A 15,672-nucleotide genomic window follows, 5' to 3' on the forward strand; every position below is an offset into this window, starting at 1 on the left:
AGACTGTTCGCGTGACCGCCCGTCTCCGACCCGAACTGGCCGACCTGCCCGCCTACACACCCGGCAAGACGGTGCCCGGCGCAATCAAGATCGCCAGCAACGAGACCGTCGACGGTCCCCTGCCCAGCGTGCGCGCCGCGATCCTGGCCGCTACCGACGGCATCAACCGCTACCCCGACAACGGGTACGTCGAACTGAAGGAACGCCTCGCCAAGCATCTCGACGGTGGCGCCTTCGCACCAGAGCACATCTCGGTCGGCTGCGGCTCGGTCAGCCTCTGCCAACAGCTGATCCAGATCACCGCCACCGTCGGCGACGAGGTGCTCTACGGCTGGCGCAGCTTCGAGATCTACCCGCTGCAGGTCCGCACCGCCGGCGCCACCCCGGTGCAGGTGCCGCTGAGCGACCACACCTTCGACCTCGACGCAATGCTGGCCGCCATCACCGACCGCACCCGTCTGATCTTCATTTGCAATCCCAACAACCCGACGTCGACCGTCGTCGACCCCGACGCACTCGCCCGTTTCGTCGCGGCGGTGCCCAGCGACATCCTGATCGTCCTGGACGAGGCCTACGTCGAATACATTCGCGACGGCATGCTGCCCGACAGCTTCGGCCTGGTTCGCGACCACCGCAACGTCGTCGTGCTGCGCACCTTCTCGAAGGCCTACGGGCTCGCGGGCCTGCGCATCGGCTACGCCGTCGGCGATCCCGACGTCATCTCCGCGCTGAGCAAGGTCTACGTGCCCTTCACTGCGACCAGCGTCTCGCAGGCTGCGGCCATCGCCTCCATCGACGCCGCCGACGAGTTGCTGGCACGCACCGACGCCGTCGTCGAGGAGCGAGCCCGCGTCACCGCGACGCTGCGCCAGGCCGGATTCACCGTGCCCCCGTCGCAGGCGAACTTCGTCTGGCTGCCACTGGGGGAGGACACCAACGCCTTCGTCAACGGTGCCGCCGACGACCGCATTCTGGTGCGGCCCTATGGTCGAGACGGTGTGCGCGTCACCGTAGCCGCGCCGCACGAGAACGACGCCTTCCTTCAGTTCGCCACCACGTGGATGGGACAACGATGAGTGCCGCGCGAAAGACGTTCGCCGCGTTGATTGAACGCACCGAGACGATCCCCGACGCCGACCTGGACGCGTTCTGGGACACCCTGCAACCAGCCACCGTAGACTTCATGATCGGTGAGTGGAAGGGCGGTGAGTTCGACACCGGCCATCGCGCCAACGGATTCATGACGCGGCTCAACTGGTTTGGCAAGACGTTCGTCTCCGCCTCCGACGCCAAACCCCTGGTCTGCCTCGACGAGGACGGGAACAAGTTCTCCAACACCGAGGCCATGAAGGGCGAGGCGAGCCTGTGGCTCGAGGAGTTCCGCGGCGAGGTGACGGCCTCGATGGTCTACGACGGCGCCCCGGTGCACGACCACTTCAAGAAGGTCGACGACAACGCCGTCATGGGCATCATGAACGGCAAGGGCGCGCTCGACGACAGCAGCGGCTCACCGCGTCACCTGTACTTCTACCTGGAACGCGTCTAGCTGTCGTGACCCGACAGGTTGTTGACGGCGTGCCTGCTTGAAATTGGGAGGACCTCCTGACGGAGTGGATGTGTCTGGCATTCACCCGTAGGAGGTCCTCGTGTCCCACGCTAACGCTCGTACCAACCTGTTCGCTCGCCGGCTGATCATCGAGCGTGTCGCTGCCGGGTGGCCGCCCGCGCATGTCGCCGAACAGCTGGGCATTTCGCGGTCAACGGTCTACAAGTGGCTGCGCCGCTACGACGAAGGCGGCGACGCGGCATTGGCCGACCGCAGCTCGCGGCCGATCCGAATGCCGCAACGCACCAGCACGCGGATCGAGCAGAAAGTGCTCACGGCCCGACGACGCCGCAAACGCGGCGCTGTAGTCCTTGCCGCCGAACTGGGTCTGACCCCCTCGACGGTCGGCCGGATCCTGGCACGACACCAGGTGTCACATCTGGCCGCGATAGACCCGATCACCGGAAAGTCGATGCGCTCCTCGCGGCGCAGTGCCAATCGCTACGAACACCGCACCCCCGGGTCGTTGGTCCACGTCGACGTCAAGAAGCTTGGCCGCATCCCTACCGGCGGTGGGTGGCGACTACACGGCCGTGATGCTGCAATCTCAGTTGCCAACCGGCACAAGCGAATCAAGATCGGCTACGACTACGTCCACACGGCCATCGACGACTACACCCGGTTGGCCTACAGCGAGGTCCTGCCCGACGAGAAGGACGCGACCTGCGCTGAATTCCTGCACCGAGCCTTGGCCTGGTTCGCCGACCGCGGTGTGCGGGTGCGACGCCTACTCACCGACAACGCCTTGGTCTACCGGCGCGGCACCAACTGGGCCTGGGTCTGCGTGGCCTGGCAACTCAAACGCCGATTCATCAAACCCGGCTGCCCCTGGACCAACGGCAAGGCAGAACGCTTCAACCGCACCCTGCTCACCGAATGGGCCTACACCCGGGCCTGGGCGTCCAACAGCTTGCGCGCACAAGGCCTTGACCGATTCCTACGCCGGTACAACACTCAACGAGGCCACTCCGCCCTAGGTGGAAAACCACCCATCAGCCGGCTCGCCGCCTGACAACAACGTCTCAGGTCACAACATCTAGCCCCTATCGTCAGTCGGATGAGGACGCGCGTTCTGGTCGCCGCAGCGCTCGTCGCGGTCACCGCCGCGGTCGCGGGCTGCGATCGCACCACCGAGGGCACGGTGGCCATGACCACCGAGGCCGGTCCGCCGCTGAGCACCTCCACGTCGTCGCGCCCCATTCCGACCCTTCCGACCCTTCCGCGCACCAACACTCCAGGACCGTCGTCCCCCGCCCCGCCACCCGGGGACGCGCTGGCCCTGACCTGCGAGCAGTACGTCGGCCTCGACGAGGCGAGCCGCACCGCCGTGATCCAGGAGATCCTCAAGGATCAGAACGCGGTGCTCGGCCCGAACGAGGCGGACATCGCCAAGACACTGGCCGACGCCGTCTGCACGTTCCTGCCCGACAGCACGGTCTCGGAGATCCTGCTCGGCGAGACCCCGCCCTGAGAGCGACACTCCCGCGACGTAGCCTTCCAGCCATGGGCGATGCATACGAATCCCTCACCGTCGACGTCGACGACCACGTCGCTCGCGTGACGCTGATCGGACCGGGCAAGGGCAACTCGATGGGACCGGCCTTCTGGGCCGAACTCCCGGTGGCGTTCACCAGGCTCGACGCCGACCCCGACGTGCGGGCGATCGTCCTCACCGGGTCGGGCAAGAACTTCAGCTACGGGCTGGATCTGTCCAGCATGGGCGGCACGCTGGCGCCGGTACTGGCCGAGGGCGCGATGGCCAAGCCGCGCACCGAGTTTCACACCGAACTCAAGGCCATGCAGGCGTCCATCACCGCCGTCGCGGATTGCCGCACCCCGGTCATCGCGTCCATCCACGGCTGGTGCATCGGCGGCGGCGTGGATCTGATCTCGGCCGTCGACGTCCGCTATGCGAGCGCAGACGCCAAGTTCTCGGTACGCGAGGTCAAGCTCGCCATGGTCGCCGACGTCGGCAGCCTCGCGCGGCTCCCGCTCATCCTCGCCGACGGTCATCTGCGGGAACTCGCGTTGACGGGAAAGGACGTCGACGCCGCGCGCGCCGAGAAGATCGGTCTGGTCAACGACGTCTATCCGGACGCCGAGGCTTCGCTGGCCGCCGCACACGAGACCGCTCGGGAAATCGCCGCCAACCCGCCGCTGGTGGTGCGCGGCATCAAGGACGTCCTCGACGAGCAGCGCACCGCTCAGGTCGCCGCGAGTTTGCGCTATGTGGCGGCGTGGAACTCGGCGTTCCTCGCCTCCAAGGATCTGACCGAGGGCATCTCGGCGATGTTCGCCAAGCGGCCGCCGGAGTTCACCGGCGAGTAGGGCTCGGAATTCCGTTGCCCGTGCCGACCCGCATCCGTACTGTCGAGCCTCGACTCCGCCCAAGTCGCGCCTACCCGGTAAGGGCGCGGCCTACCCGCGATTGGTGAGGGTGGCTGCCCGTTCGAGCCGGGCCGGAGCCGGAGGACTCACCGCGGCGCGGGCGCGATCGGGGTCCTCACCCGCACCATGGGTGTAGGAACGCACCGGCGAGTGAGAGCGGTGGCGGAGGGATTTGAACCCCCGGACGGTGTTAGCCGTCTCTCGCTTTCAAGGCGAGTGCATTAGGCCGCTCTGCCACGCCACCGTCGACGAGTCTAGGCGAGTGGGCCCCTCGGGCGTTTCGCGGCCGGTAGTAGCGTTGCCGCCATGTACGCGATCGTCGCCGAGAAGGGCAAGGACCTCGAGTGGCGGGAGGTCCCCGACGTCACCGCCGCCGACGGCGAGGTCGTCGTCGAAGTCGTGACCGCGGGGGTGAACCGGGCGGACCTGCTGCAGGCGGCCGGTCACTACGCACCGCCCCCCGGGGCCAGCAAGACGATTGGCCTCGAAGTGTCCGGATACGTCTCCGAACTCGGCGCGGGGGTCACCTCGTGGTCGATCGGACAACCCGTCTGCGCGCTGCTGGCCGGCGGCGGTTACGCCGAGCGCGTCGCGGTGCCCGCCGGTCAGGTGATGCCGGTGCCCGACGGCCTGGGCCTCCACGAGGCGGCAGCACTCCCAGAGGTCGCGTGCACGGTGTGGTCGAACCTCGGCATGACGGCACACCTCGCGGCCGGTCAGACGGTGCTGTTCCACGGCGGCGCAAGCGGTATCGGCACCCACGGCATCCAGGTCGCGCACGCGCTCGGCTGCCGCGTCGCCGTCACCGCCGGATCGGCGAAGAAGCTGGAGGTGTGCCGAGCCCTCGGTGCCGACATCACCGTCAACTATCGCGACGAGGACTTCGTCGAACGGATCAAGGCCGAGACCGACGGCGTCGGCGCCGACGTCATCCTCGACCTCCTCGGTGCGTCATACCTGGACCGCAACATCGACGCCGTGGCGCCGGACGGTCGGATCATCGTCATCGGGTTCCAGGGCGGGCTGAAGGCAGAGCTGAACTTCGGCAAGCTGATGGCCAAGCGCGCCGGCGTCATATCGACGGCGCTGCGCTCGCGGCCCGTCGAGGGACCGTCGGGCAAGAGCGCGATCGTCGCGTCGGTCGTGGAGAACGTCTGGCCGATGGTCGCCGACGGCCGGGTACGTCCGATCATCGGTGCGGAGATCCCCGTCCAACGGGCCGCCGACGCACACCAACTGCTGGAGTCCGGCGACGCGCACGGGAAAGTGCTTCTGCGCGTTCGGGATTGAGCTAGCCGAGGGAGGCCAGTGCGCGAACCAGTTGGTCGACCTCGGCCATCGTGGTGTAGTGCGCCAGCCCGACCGTGACGGCGCCGCCGATGTCGTTGACCCCGATCAGGTCGAGCACCCGCGAGGTGGTGTTCAGCGACGCCAGCACCCCGTTGTCGGCCAGGCGCTGCACCACCCGCGCTGCGGGCACGCCGTGCAATGCGAAGCTCAGAACTGGGATGCGCTCCTCGGGCTGGCCGATCACCATCACCAAGGGCAGCGAGCGCAACGACGCCAGCAGGTACTCGAACAGCCGGTCCATGTAGGCCGCAGCCGATTGCATTGAGACCGAGAGTCTTTCGCGACGGGTGCCGGTCGCCGACTCGTCGAGATTGGCCAGGTACTCGACACTGGCCACCACGCCGGCGAGCATGCCGAACTGGTGGGTGCCCATCTCCAACCGTTCGACACCGGTGGCCAGCGGGTCCAGCGACACCGAGCCGAACGACTCGATCGTCGACGGGTCGCGGAACACCAGCGCGCCGATCGGCGGCCCGCCCCAGGCGACCGTGTTGACGGCCAGGACGTCGGCCTCGATCTCGTTGACGTCGACCAAGCGGTACGGCGCGGCCGCCGAGTGGTCGACGACCACCGTGCCACCGTTCTCGTGCAGCAGTTTGGTGACCGGCCGAAGATCGGTGACCGCACCGATCGCCGAGGACGCCGACGTGATCGCGACCAGCTTGGTCGGCTTGTCGATCAGCGATTCCCACTGGTAGGCGGGCAGCTCGCCGGTCTCGATGTCCACCTCGGCCCACTTGACCTTGGCGCCATAGCGATTCGCGGCCCGAAGCCACGGCGCGATGTTCGCCTCGTCGTCGAGTCGCGTGACCACGAGTTCGTGGCCCAACCCGACTCGCGAGGCGGAGGCGTCGGCGAGCGAGGTCAGCAGGATGGCCCGATCGGCGCCGAGCACCACACCGCGCGGGTCGGCCCCGACGAGGTCGGCCACCGCCTGCCGGGCCGCGTGAAGCACCGCGTGGCTGCGCGTGGCGGCGGGATGCGGCCCCTGCCCCGTCGTCATCGACCCGCGGAACGCGGTCGAGACGGTGGTGGCCACCGAGTCGGGCAGCAGCATGCCGTTCTGAGCGTCGAAGTGCACCCAGCCGTCGCCCAGAGACGGGTGCAAACCACGCACCCGGGCGACGTCGTATGCCATGCCTGCCACCTTCGAGCCCTGTGAATATCGCGACCGAACCGAGTGCCGATGGTGCCCGCCAAGTGCACGCCGTGACGGACCAATTCACCTGCGTGGTCATACTAGTGCAGTGAGCTTGGCGTCCGGAGTGCTAGTCGCATGGGCGTTGCTCATCATCCCAGGAGCAACCGTCGCACGGGCCGCGCAGCTAACGTGGCCGACCGCCGTCGCCGTCGGCCCGGCCCTCACCTACGGCACCGTGGCGCTGGCGATTCTTCCCTTCGGCGCGGTCGGCGTCCCATGGAATCTCCTCAGTGCGTCGATCGCCCTGGTGGTCGTCGTCGCCGTCGTCGTGGGTTTGCAGGCGGCGTGGACGCGGTGGCGCGACCGCCCCCCGACGGGTGAGCCGATGGCACGTGGACCGGCACTCGCCGTGGCCGCGGGCGTCGTCTTGGGTGCGACGTTGATCACATTCGCAGCAATCCGCGGCATGCCGCACTGGCAATCCATTCCGAGCACCTGGGACTCCGTCTGGCACGCCAACACGATCCGGTTCATCCTCGAGACGGGGCAGGCCTCGCCCACCCACATGGGTGAGCTTCGCAACGTCGAAACCCACGACGCGCTGTACTACCCGTCGGCGTTCCACGCCCTCGCCGCGATCCAGTGCCAGCTCACCGGAGCCGCCGCCACGACCGCCTACACGTTGAACTCGCTGGCCGTCTCGGTCTGGTTGTTCCCGGCCAGTGCCGCGGCGTTGGCATGGCATCTGCTGCGTGCCCGCGGCGTCGGCCAATGGCCGTCGGCGGGCTCCGCGGCGGCCGCGGCGGCCCTGTCCGCGTCGTTCACCGCGGTGCCCTACGTCGAATTCGACACCGCGTCCATGCCCAACCTGGCCGCCTACGGGCTGGCCGTGCCCACCGCGTTGCTGGCCATCTCGGCGTTGCGACATCGCGACCGGATGCCGATCGCAGTGCTCGCCCTGCTCGGGGTGTTCACGGTGCACATCACCGGCGGCGTGGTCACGGTGCTCCTCGTCACCGGATGGTGGTTGGCCGAGGGGCTCTGGCGGCCGGTGCGGGGCCGCCTGGCCGACTTCGGCACCCTGGTCGCGATCGCGGCGCCGGCCGTGGTGCTCCTGCTGCCGCAGTTCGTCGGCGTCCTGCAGCAGGCCGAGATCATCGCCGGCCACGAATTCGACACCCACGAGGGCAAGAAGAAGGCCCTGTTCGACGCCGTCGTCCAACACACCCGCCATCTCAACGACTATCCGATCCAGAACGCGCTCATCGCGCTGGCGGCCATCGGATTCGTGATCCTCCTGGTGCGGCGCATCTGGTGGCCGGCAGCCATCTGGCTGGTGCTGGTTTACTCGATCGTGCACTCGTCGGCACCGTTCGGCGGTGCGGTCGGCAAGGTGACGGCCCTGTTCACCGACCTCTTCTACAGCGACCCACGCCGCCTCTCCGCGGTCGTGACGATGCTTCTCGCCCCGATGGCCGGCATCGCCCTGTTCACCATCACCTCGGCCGCCGCGACGGGGCTGCGACGGCTCACCCCCCGCGTGCCACCGCGGCTGTGGCACGCGACCACCGCCGTCGTCCTGGTGACCGTCTCGGTCGGCATGGCCTGGCATTACTTTCCCCGGCACCGGCATCTCCTCGGTGAGAAGTACGACCAGGTGATGATCGACGACGGGGACCTTCAGGCCTTCGCCCACCTCGCGACCCTGCCCGGTGCTCGTGACACGCTGATCGGCAACGCCAACACCGACGGCACCGCCTGGTTGTACGCCGTCACCGGCCTGCACCCGCTGTGGACGCACTACGACTTCCCCCAGCAGCAGGGTCCGGGCTACAACCGGTTCATCTTCTGGGCCTACGCCGACGACGCCGACACCGATCCGCGGGTTGCCCAGGCCGTCCATGCCCTCGACATCCGCTACGTCATCACCAGCAGGACGGTGGTGCGCGGGTTCGTCATGCCCGACGGTCTAAGGTCGCTAGACAAGTCGAAGTCCTGGAAGCTGATCTACGACAACGGTCGTGCCCAGATCTACGAGTGGCAGGGAAAGTAGCAAGACGATGAGCAGTAGCGCCGACGAGAACGACATCGAGATCATCGGGGACGCCTCCACGATCGGCGACGACGCCGACGGCAAGTCCCTGAGCGAACTGGTCGAGCAACCGGCCAAGGTGATGCGGATCGGCACCATGATCAAGCAGCTGCTCGAAGAGGTTCGGGCGGCCCCGCTCGACGACGCCAGCCGAGGCCGACTCCGAGAGATTCACGCCCGCAGCGTCCGAGAGCTCGAAGAGGGCCTCGCCCCCGAGCTGCGCGAGGAACTCGAACGGCTCGCCCTGCCCTTCGGCGAGGACACCCTGCCGTCGGATGCGGAGCTGCGGATCGCCCAGGCTCAGCTCGTCGGCTGGCTCGAGGGTCTGTTCCACGGCATCCAAACGGCGCTGTTCGCCCAGCAGATGGCGGCGCGCGCCCAGCTCGAGCAGATGCGCCAGTTGCCTCCGGGTGCGGCCGGCGCACCGGGACCGCGCGGCCCGGGCAGCCCCGGGACCGGGCAGTACCTCTAGCTGTGGGCGATCCCCATATCGAGACCCAGAACGCGTGGGTCGAGTTCCCGATCTTCGACGCCAAGTCACGATCGCTGAAGAAGGCCTTCCTGGGCAAGGCGGGCGGCACCATCGGGCGCAACGAGTCCAACGTCGTCGTCATCGAGGCCCTTCGGGACATCACCCTGTCCCTCAAGATGGGCGATCGCGTCGGTCTCGTCGGGCACAACGGCGCCGGGAAGTCGACGCTGCTGCGGCTGTTGTCGGGCATCTACGAGCCGACCCGCGGATCGGCCACCGTCCGGGGCCGGGTGGCGCCGGTGTTCGATCTCGGCGTCGGCATGGACCCCGAGATCTCGGGCTTCGAGAACATCGTCATCCGCGGGATGTTCCTGGGGCAGACGCGCAAACAAATGGCCGCCAAGGTCGACGAGATCGCCGAATTCACCGAACTCGGCGACTATCTGTCGATGCCGTTGCGCACCTACTCCACGGGCATGCGGGTGCGCCTGGCCATGGGCGTCGTGACGAGCATCGACCCCGAGATCCTGCTGCTCGACGAGGGCATCGGCGCCGTGGACGCCGAGTTCATGAAGAAGGCCCGCGTGCGGCTGCAGGATCTGGTGGCCCGGTCGGGAATCCTGGTGTTCGCCAGCCATTCCAACGAATTCCTCGCCCAGCTGTGCGACACCGCGATGTGGGTCGACCACGGCACCATCCGGATGTCGGGCGGCATCGAGGAGACCGTGCGCGCCTATGAGGGCGAGGACGCGGCGCGGCACGTCCGCGAGGTCATCGCGGAGAACACGCGCTGGGACCGCCCGGGTGACTGAGCACGAGACGATCGTCGCCGTCGTCGTCACGCACCGGCGCGTCGCCGAACTGGCCCTGTCGCTCGAGGCCGTCACCGGCCAGACCCGCGCACCCGACCACCTGATCGTCGTCGACAACGACGCCGATGACGCCGTGCGTGAACTCGTTGCCGCACAACCGGTTCCGACCACCTACCTAGGCTCCCGTCGCAACCTCGGAGGAGCGGGTGGCTTCGCCCTCGGCGTCCTGCACGCGCTGTCACTGGGGGCCGACTGGGTGTGGCTGGCCGACGACGACGGCAGACCGGCCGACGCCGAGGTACTGGGCACGCTGCTCTCGTGCGCGACGACACACTCGCTGGCCGAGGTGTCGCCGATGGTGTGCGACCTGGCCGATCCGGACCGGCTGGCGTTCCCGTTGCGCCGCGGCCTGGTGTGGCGACGGCTGGTGTCGGAGCTGCGCGACCCGTCGTCCGGTGGCTCCGGCGACCTCCTACCGGGCATCGCATCACTCTTCAACGGCGCACTGTTTCGGGCCTCGACGGTGGAAGCCGTTGGCGTACCAGACATCCGACTGTTCATCCGCGGCGACGAGGTCGACGTGCACCGCCGCTTGGTGCTGTCCGGGCTGCCGTTCGGCACCTGTCTGGACGCGACATACCTGCATCCGCAGGGCTCCGACGAATTCAAGCCCATCCTCGGGGGGCGGATGCACACCCAGTATCCGCCCGACGACACCAAGCGCTACTTCACCTACCGCAACCGCGGCTATCTGCAGTCCCAACGCGGACTTCGCAAGCTGGTGGCCCAGGAATGGCTACGCTTCGGCTGGTTCTTCCTGGTGACCCGCCGCGACCCGGCCGGCTTCGCGGAGTGGGTTGGCCTGCGCCGCCTGGGCAGACGAGAGAGGTTCTCGCGACAGGGCGAGCGAAGCGACGGGAGAACATCGCAGTGACCTTCACCGACGCGGCCGCGCAGTCGAAGACGTTCACCCGCGCGTGGACGGATCTGGCCAGCGGCTTCGGCAAGCGCGAGCTGTGGCTGCACCTCGGCTGGCAGGACATCAAGCAGCGTTACCGCCGCTCGGTGCTCGGGCCCATCTGGATCACCATCGCCACCGGCACCATGGCGGTCGCCCTCGGCGGGCTGTACTCGACGCTGTTCCACCTGCCGCTGGCCGAGCACCTGCCCTACGTCACGCTGGGGCTGATCATCTGGAACCTGATCAACGCCTCCATCCTCGAGGGCGCCGACGTGTTCGTCGCGAACGAGGGCCTGATCAAACAACTTCCGACGCCGCTGTCGGTGCACGTCTACCGGCTGGTGTGGCGCCAGATCATCCTGTTCGCGCACAACATCGTCATCTTCGTCGTCATCGCGATCATCTTCCCGCAACCGTGGAAGTGGACCGATCTGGCGTTCATCCCCGCGCTGATGCTGATTGCGCTGAACTGCGTGTGGGTGGCCCTGTGCTTCGGCATCTTGGCCACCCGTTACCGCGATATCAGCCCGCTGTTGTTCAGCCTGGTGCAGCTGCTGTTCTACGTCACGCCGATCATTTGGAACGACGCGACGCTACGGCAGCAAGGCGCGGGCACCTGGGCCAAGGTGATCGAGTTCAATCCGCTGCTGCACTACGTCGACATCGTGCGCGCACCGCTGTTGGGCGCCGACCAGGAGTGGCGGCACTGGGCGGTGGTCATCGCGCTGACCGTCATCGGCTGGACCGTCACGGCCTTCGCCATGCGGCAGTACCGGGCCCGGGTGCCCTACTGGGTCTAGCCTTCGCTACTGACCGTTGCCGAACTGGATGCCCAGGTTGACTTCGTTGATGGCCTGGTTGACGAGGTTGATGGCGTTCTCGCGGTGGCCACCCTTGTCGGGCTCGGCGATCTGCAGCTGATTACCAGCGGTCTCCAAGTCGTGCAGCGCATTCTGCATGTGGGGCTGGTCGGCGATGGCGATCCCGGCACCCATGCCGGCGGCGGTAAAGGCTGCCGCACACAGCGATCCGATGACGATCGTGCGGGTCTTGGACAGGGTCATGTGGCACTCCCTCGCGGTTCGAGCAGGACGGTAATGACTGTGTAGACCCGAATGTGAGGTCGTGTGCGAGTTTTCAGGGAAACGTTGCACACGACTTCACATTCGACGCAGATCTCAGCGACGCGGGACCTTGACCCGCGTGGCGACGCTGATCCGGTTCCAGGCGTTGATGGTGACCGCCATGGCGATCACCCTGCGCCAGCTCCCGGTCGGAGAACACCGCGGCGGCCGCGCCGTAGACCTCGTCGGAGACGTGCCCGTGGTGCAGTTCGGTGATGGCCTCGGTCAGCGCCAATGCCGCCCGCTCGCGTTCGGTGAACAGCGTGCCCGCCTCGTCCCACGCGGCGACCAGTGCGAGCCGTTGCTCCGTCTCGCCCTGCTTGCGCGCGTCGGCGACGTGCATGTCGAGACAGAACGCGCAGTGGTTGATCTGGCTGGCGCGGATCTTGATCAGCTCGGCGAGGGTCGGGTCGACGTCCTTCGCCGAGGCGGTGCTCAGCCTCATCATGGAGTCGTAGAGCTCGGGTGAGGCTTTGTAGATCGCGATGCGGTCGACGGCGGTGGGGTGTACGAGTGTGTCGGTCATGGTCACCACGTTAGGCATCAAAGACCCACCTACATGGTTCAATTCCGGTGTGACTTCATGGGCCAATGTGGTCGGTGCGCGCGATCTGCACCTCGACCTCCGCGCGGCGATCACCCCCGGTGCCCGCGGGGCGCGCGAACTGCTCGTCACCGCGCTACGCGACGCCGTCCGATCCGGGCAGCTGGCCTCCGGAACCTCGCTGCCGCCGTCGCGAACCCTTGCCGTCGACCTGGGCGTGTCCCGCAATACGGTCGCCGAGGCCTACGCCGAATTGGTCGCCGAGGGCTGGCTGGCGTCACGTCAAGGCGCCGGCACCTGGGTGGTCGACGCGGCGGCCACGCCACTGCCGACCCGGCACCGCGGCACCCCCGTGGTGCCGACGCACAACCTGATGCCCGGATCGCCCGACGTCAGCGCCTTCCCCCGCGCGGCCTGGCTGGCGTCCAGCCGCCGCGCGCTGTCCGCCGCACCCGACGAGGCGTTGCGGATGGGTGACCCTCGCGGCCGGATCGAACTGCGAGAAGCGCTTGCGGAGTATCTGGGTCGCGTTCGCGGCGTTCGCACCTCCCCAGAGTCGATCGTCGTCTGCGCCGGCACGCGGCACGCCGTGGAGATCCTGGCGAAGGCGCTGGGCGGACCGATCGCCGTCGAGGCGTACGGGCTGTTCCTGTTCCGGGAGGCGATCGCGGGCGTCGGCGTCGCGTCGGCTCCCATCGGCGTCGACGAGCACGGGGCCGTGGTCGACGACCTCGACGCGATGACGGCGTCGGCCGCGTTGCTGACCCCCGCCCACCACTTTCCGCACGGCGGTCCACTGCATCCTGCTCGTCGCAAGGCAGTGGTTGGCTGGGCCCGTCGTACCGGGGGCTACCTGCTCGAGGACGACTACGACGGCGAGTTCCGCTACGACCGCCAACCCGTCGGCGCCGTCCAGGGCCTCGACCCGGACCGCGTCGTCTACCTGGGGTCGGCCAGCAAGAGCCTGTCACCGGCCCTGCGGCTGGGGTGGATGGTCCTCCCCGACGCGGTGGTCGACCGCGCGCTGGCCGCCACGGGTGGACAGCAGTTCTACGTCAACGTGCTGGCCCAGCTGACGATGGCGGACTTCATCTCGAACGGCAGCTACGACAAGCACATTCGACGGATGCGGCTGAACTACCGACGACGCCGCGACCACCTGCTGGAGGCCTTGGCGCCGTTCGACGTCGGCGTCAGCGGACTCTCGGCGGGCCTTCACCTGCTGCTGACCCTGCCCGCCGGAGCGGAGCCCGAGGCCACCCGCCGGGCGGGCGAGGCAGGCATCGCGCTGTCCGGTCTCGGCCTGTTGCGCCACCCCGACGCGGGACCCGACGTGCCCGCCCCCGACGGCATCGTGATCAGCTTCGGCACTCCGTCGGAGAGCGCGTTCCCCGCGGCGGTCGACGCCCTGTGCGGTGTGCTCGCCGGCCTTCGGCTCTAGATTTGGTGCACGGGCACTCCCCGGACCCCTGGCAAGATCGACCCACGTGCGCAACGAGCAAACGACTGGCACCGGGCTTGTGGGCTGGCAGGCAACCGGCCTCGCGTTGGCGGCCGCTTCGATGGCGGCCCGCCAAGGACTCGGCACGCTGGTCGGCGCCGCCATCGTGGCTCCGATCGTCTACGCCCTCGTCCGGTTGCGCAGGCACGCCCCGGAGGCCGCGTCGACGGCTGACCTGGTCGGCTCCACGCTGGGCCCGCGGGGCGCCACGTTCGCCGGCACGTTGCAGGTCACCGGTTACGTCCTCGTAGCGGTTACCGCCGCGCAGCTCTTCGGCCTGGCGTGGACGCCGCTGAGCGCATCCGATGACCCCTTTGGCCCCGTGCACACCAACGACTGGCTTTGGTCGCTGTGGGCGGTCGCGGCGATCGTCGGGGCCGCGGTGCTGGTATTCGCCGTGCCCGGCCGAATCCTCGCCGGCTTGGCTGCCGTCCTGGCCCTAGGAGGTTTGCTCGTCCAGTTCTACTACGGCTTGGCCGTGATCGCCCGAGGGCTGACGGGCACCGTGTCCGACCCCAACGTCGGTGCCGCCGTCGCCGCCCAGGTGAACGGGTTGGCCTCGGCTGGCATGCTCGCCGTCGCCGCCGTCACCCTCGCCGGCTTCGAGGTCGTCACCACCCGGACGCGACGCGCCAGCACCAACGGTTGGCCCATGTCCCTGGCGATCGCGTTCGTCGCCCTCGTCGCGGTCGTCGGGTGGTGGGCCTGCCAGTTCAGCGGCTATGGCGAAGGCTCCGTGGACGGCGCTTCCTTCGGGATGGTCGTCGACGACGTCTACGGCGGCACGGGAGTGCAGGTCGTCGGCGTCGGAACGGCGATGTTCGCCTTCGCCGCCCTGCTGGCTCTGCTGTGGGGAGTCGGTGCGGTAATCGACGGGCTCGACGTCAGGGCGCCGTCGGATGCCATCTTCGGCGGCGTGGTCCTGGCGATGGTGCTGCTGTCGATCGCACTGATCCACGGCGGCTGGACCCTCGGGTACGTGGGTGGACTGGTGCTCTTCGCGCTCTACGCCGTCGTCCTGGTGGCCAGCGCGCGCATCTCCGCCGACAGCGTGGTGACCTGGTGGTTGCGCATCGTCATGCCGGTGGTGCTGGTCGCACTGGTCCTGCTACCGCTGGCGTGGGCAGAGTTCTCGCCGGGCTCGTTGGCACCGGTAGTCATCGCGGCACTGCTGATCGCGGCCGCCGGCGCCGTCGCCGTCGTCGTCGCCGGCGCCGTCGCCGTCGCCGTCGCCGGCACCCGCAGCCGCGCTGACTAGGCTGCCCCCGTGGCCGAGCCCCCCATGTCGCCCAATCTGAGCCTGCTGACCCAGGCCTGGCGCTTCGTCGTCACCGGCGGACTGTCCGCGATCGTCGACTTCGGCCTGTACGTGCTGTTCCTGCACCTTGGCCTGAACGTCAACGTGGCCAAGACGCTGAGCTTCATCGCGGGCACCACGACCGCGTACCTGATCAACCGGCGGTGGACGTTCCAGGCGCCGCCCAGCCGGGCTCGGTTCATCGCGGTCGTCGTGCTGTACGCCGTGACCTACCTGGTGCAGGTCGGCATCAACTTCGCCCTCTACACGCTGTGGGACGACAAGCCCTGGCGCGTGCCGGTCGCCTTCGTCGTCGCCCAGGGCACCGCGACGGTGATCAACTTCGTCGTGCAGCGCGCGGTCATCTTCAAGCTCTAGCCGGGG

General features: G+C 68.3%; 16 protein-coding genes, 1 tRNA gene and 1 pseudogene. 14 read left to right on the forward strand and 4 right to left on the reverse strand.

All coding sequences use genetic code 11. The features are described 5' to 3' along the window. Window positions 1-11: 11 nt before the first annotated feature. The 5 genes from ABZ195_RS22030 (at window position 12) to ABZ195_RS22050 (ending at window position 3,934) form a co-directional block, all read left to right on the forward strand. Window positions 12-1,076: a pyridoxal phosphate-dependent aminotransferase gene (locus tag ABZ195_RS22030; protein WP_355221516.1), complete on the forward strand. Its 1,065-nt coding sequence runs from the start codon at window positions 12-14 to the stop codon at window positions 1,074-1,076. After that, window positions 1,073-1,546 (forward strand): DUF4334 domain-containing protein, encoded by a 474-nt coding sequence (locus tag ABZ195_RS22035; RefSeq protein WP_355221518.1) that lies wholly within the window; start codon window positions 1,073-1,075, stop codon window positions 1,544-1,546. Before ABZ195_RS22030 ends, ABZ195_RS22035 begins: the two co-directional genes overlap by 4 nt. 100 nt (window positions 1,547-1,646) lie before the next feature. Beyond that, entirely contained in the window at window positions 1,647-2,618 is a 972-nt protein-coding gene (locus tag ABZ195_RS22040; protein ID WP_355221520.1) for an IS481 family transposase, read from the forward strand. A gap of 45 nt (window positions 2,619-2,663) precedes the next feature. Continuing rightward, window positions 2,664-3,077, forward strand: coding sequence for a hypothetical protein (locus tag ABZ195_RS22045; protein WP_355221522.1), 414 nt, complete (start codon window positions 2,664-2,666; stop codon window positions 3,075-3,077). Between the two features lie 32 nt (window positions 3,078-3,109). After that, a complete protein-coding gene (locus tag ABZ195_RS22050; protein WP_355221523.1) occupies window positions 3,110-3,934 on the forward strand; it encodes a crotonase/enoyl-CoA hydratase family protein in 825 nt (274 codons plus the stop codon). A gap of 217 nt (window positions 3,935-4,151) precedes the next feature. On the opposite strand, the gene ABZ195_RS22055 is transcribed toward ABZ195_RS22050, so the two are convergent. Further along, a tRNA-Ser gene (locus ABZ195_RS22055) sits at window positions 4,152-4,238 on the reverse strand. 62 nt (window positions 4,239-4,300) lie between these two features. Between ABZ195_RS22055 and ABZ195_RS22060 the strand changes: the two genes are divergently transcribed. Then, window positions 4,301-5,284 (forward strand): NAD(P)H-quinone oxidoreductase, encoded by a 984-nt coding sequence (locus tag ABZ195_RS22060; RefSeq protein WP_355221525.1) that lies wholly within the window; start codon window positions 4,301-4,303, stop codon window positions 5,282-5,284. Between the two features lies 1 nt (window position 5,285). Here the strand turns inward: ABZ195_RS22060 and ABZ195_RS22065 are convergent, their stop codons facing one another. Further along, window positions 5,286-6,482 (reverse strand): cysteine desulfurase-like protein, encoded by a 1,197-nt coding sequence (locus ABZ195_RS22065; RefSeq protein WP_355221527.1) that lies wholly within the window; start codon window positions 6,480-6,482, stop codon window positions 5,286-5,288. A gap of 109 nt (window positions 6,483-6,591) precedes the next feature. Between ABZ195_RS22065 and ABZ195_RS22070 the strand changes: the two genes are divergently transcribed. The 5 genes from ABZ195_RS22070 to ABZ195_RS22090 are packed head-to-tail and all read left to right on the forward strand — an operon-like array spanning window position 6,592 to window position 11,622. Further along, a complete protein-coding gene (locus ABZ195_RS22070) occupies window positions 6,592-8,538 on the forward strand; it encodes a DUF6541 family protein (RefSeq protein ID WP_355221529.1) in 1,947 nt (648 codons plus the stop codon). A gap of 7 nt (window positions 8,539-8,545) precedes the next feature. Further along, window positions 8,546-9,049 (forward strand): bacterial proteasome activator family protein, encoded by a 504-nt coding sequence (locus ABZ195_RS22075; protein WP_355221531.1) that lies wholly within the window; start codon window positions 8,546-8,548, stop codon window positions 9,047-9,049. 2 nt (window positions 9,050-9,051) lie between these two features. Further along, window positions 9,052-9,861, forward strand: a complete 810-nt coding sequence (locus ABZ195_RS22080; protein WP_355221533.1) for an ABC transporter ATP-binding protein — start codon at window positions 9,052-9,054, stop codon at window positions 9,859-9,861. After that, window positions 9,854-10,795, forward strand: a complete 942-nt coding sequence (locus ABZ195_RS22085; protein ID WP_355221535.1) for a glycosyltransferase family 2 protein — start codon at window positions 9,854-9,856, stop codon at window positions 10,793-10,795. Before ABZ195_RS22080 ends, ABZ195_RS22085 begins: the two co-directional genes overlap by 8 nt. Beyond that, entirely contained in the window at window positions 10,792-11,622 is an 831-nt protein-coding gene (locus tag ABZ195_RS22090) for an ABC transporter permease (protein WP_355221537.1), read from the forward strand. Before ABZ195_RS22085 ends, ABZ195_RS22090 begins: the two co-directional genes overlap by 4 nt. A 6-nt stretch (window positions 11,623-11,628) precedes the next feature. Here the strand turns inward: ABZ195_RS22090 and ABZ195_RS22095 are convergent, their stop codons facing one another. Then, entirely contained in the window at window positions 11,629-11,886 is a 258-nt protein-coding gene (locus ABZ195_RS22095) for a hypothetical protein (RefSeq protein ID WP_355221539.1), read from the reverse strand. 114 nt (window positions 11,887-12,000) lie between these two features. After that, window positions 12,001-12,472: pseudogene (locus ABZ195_RS22100) on the reverse strand (carboxymuconolactone decarboxylase family protein). Window positions 12,473-12,521: 49 nt separating this feature from the next. Between ABZ195_RS22100 and ABZ195_RS22105 the strand changes: the two are divergent. The 3 genes from ABZ195_RS22105 to ABZ195_RS22115 are packed head-to-tail and all read left to right on the forward strand — an operon-like array spanning window position 12,522 to window position 15,666. Next, entirely contained in the window at window positions 12,522-13,931 is a 1,410-nt protein-coding gene (locus ABZ195_RS22105) for a PLP-dependent aminotransferase family protein (protein WP_355221541.1), read from the forward strand. A 46-nt stretch (window positions 13,932-13,977) separates the two neighbouring features. Then, complete coding sequence (locus ABZ195_RS22110) at window positions 13,978-15,249, forward strand: hypothetical protein (protein ID WP_355221542.1); 1,272 nt, start codon at window positions 13,978-13,980, stop codon at window positions 15,247-15,249. Window positions 15,250-15,273: 24 nt separating this feature from the next. Beyond that, on the forward strand, window positions 15,274-15,666 hold the full coding sequence (locus ABZ195_RS22115; RefSeq protein WP_355221671.1) for a GtrA family protein: 393 nt from the start codon (window positions 15,274-15,276) through the stop codon (window positions 15,664-15,666). The last annotated feature ends 6 nt before the right edge of the window (window positions 15,667-15,672 follow it).

This window comes from Mycobacterium sp. NPDC006124, assembly GCF_040614235.1.
GTDB lineage: Bacteria > Actinomycetota > Actinomycetes > Mycobacteriales > Mycobacteriaceae > Mycobacterium.

Bases quoted from the DNA above. Each gene is read 5' to 3' on its own strand.
- ABZ195_RS22050 (WP_355221523.1), top strand. From the start codon at position 3,110: ATGGGCGATGCATACGAATCCCTCACCGTCGACGTCGACGACCACGTC.
- ABZ195_RS22065 (WP_355221527.1), bottom strand. From the start codon at position 6,482: ATGGCATACGACGTCGCCCGGGTGCGTGGTTTGCACCCGTCTCTGGGC.
- ABZ195_RS22075 (WP_355221531.1), top strand. From the start codon at position 8,546: ATGAGCAGTAGCGCCGACGAGAACGACATCGAGATCATCGGGGACGCC.
- ABZ195_RS22115 (WP_355221671.1), top strand. From the start codon at position 15,274: ATGTCGCCCAATCTGAGCCTGCTGACCCAGGCCTGGCGCTTCGTCGTC.
- ABZ195_RS22035 (WP_355221518.1), top strand. From the start codon at position 1,073: ATGAGTGCCGCGCGAAAGACGTTCGCCGCGTTGATTGAACGCACCGAG.
- ABZ195_RS22095 (WP_355221539.1), bottom strand. From the start codon at position 11,886: ATGACCCTGTCCAAGACCCGCACGATCGTCATCGGATCGCTGTGTGCG.
- ABZ195_RS22060 (WP_355221525.1), top strand. From the start codon at position 4,301: ATGTACGCGATCGTCGCCGAGAAGGGCAAGGACCTCGAGTGGCGGGAG.
- ABZ195_RS22045 (WP_355221522.1), top strand. From the start codon at position 2,664: ATGAGGACGCGCGTTCTGGTCGCCGCAGCGCTCGTCGCGGTCACCGCC.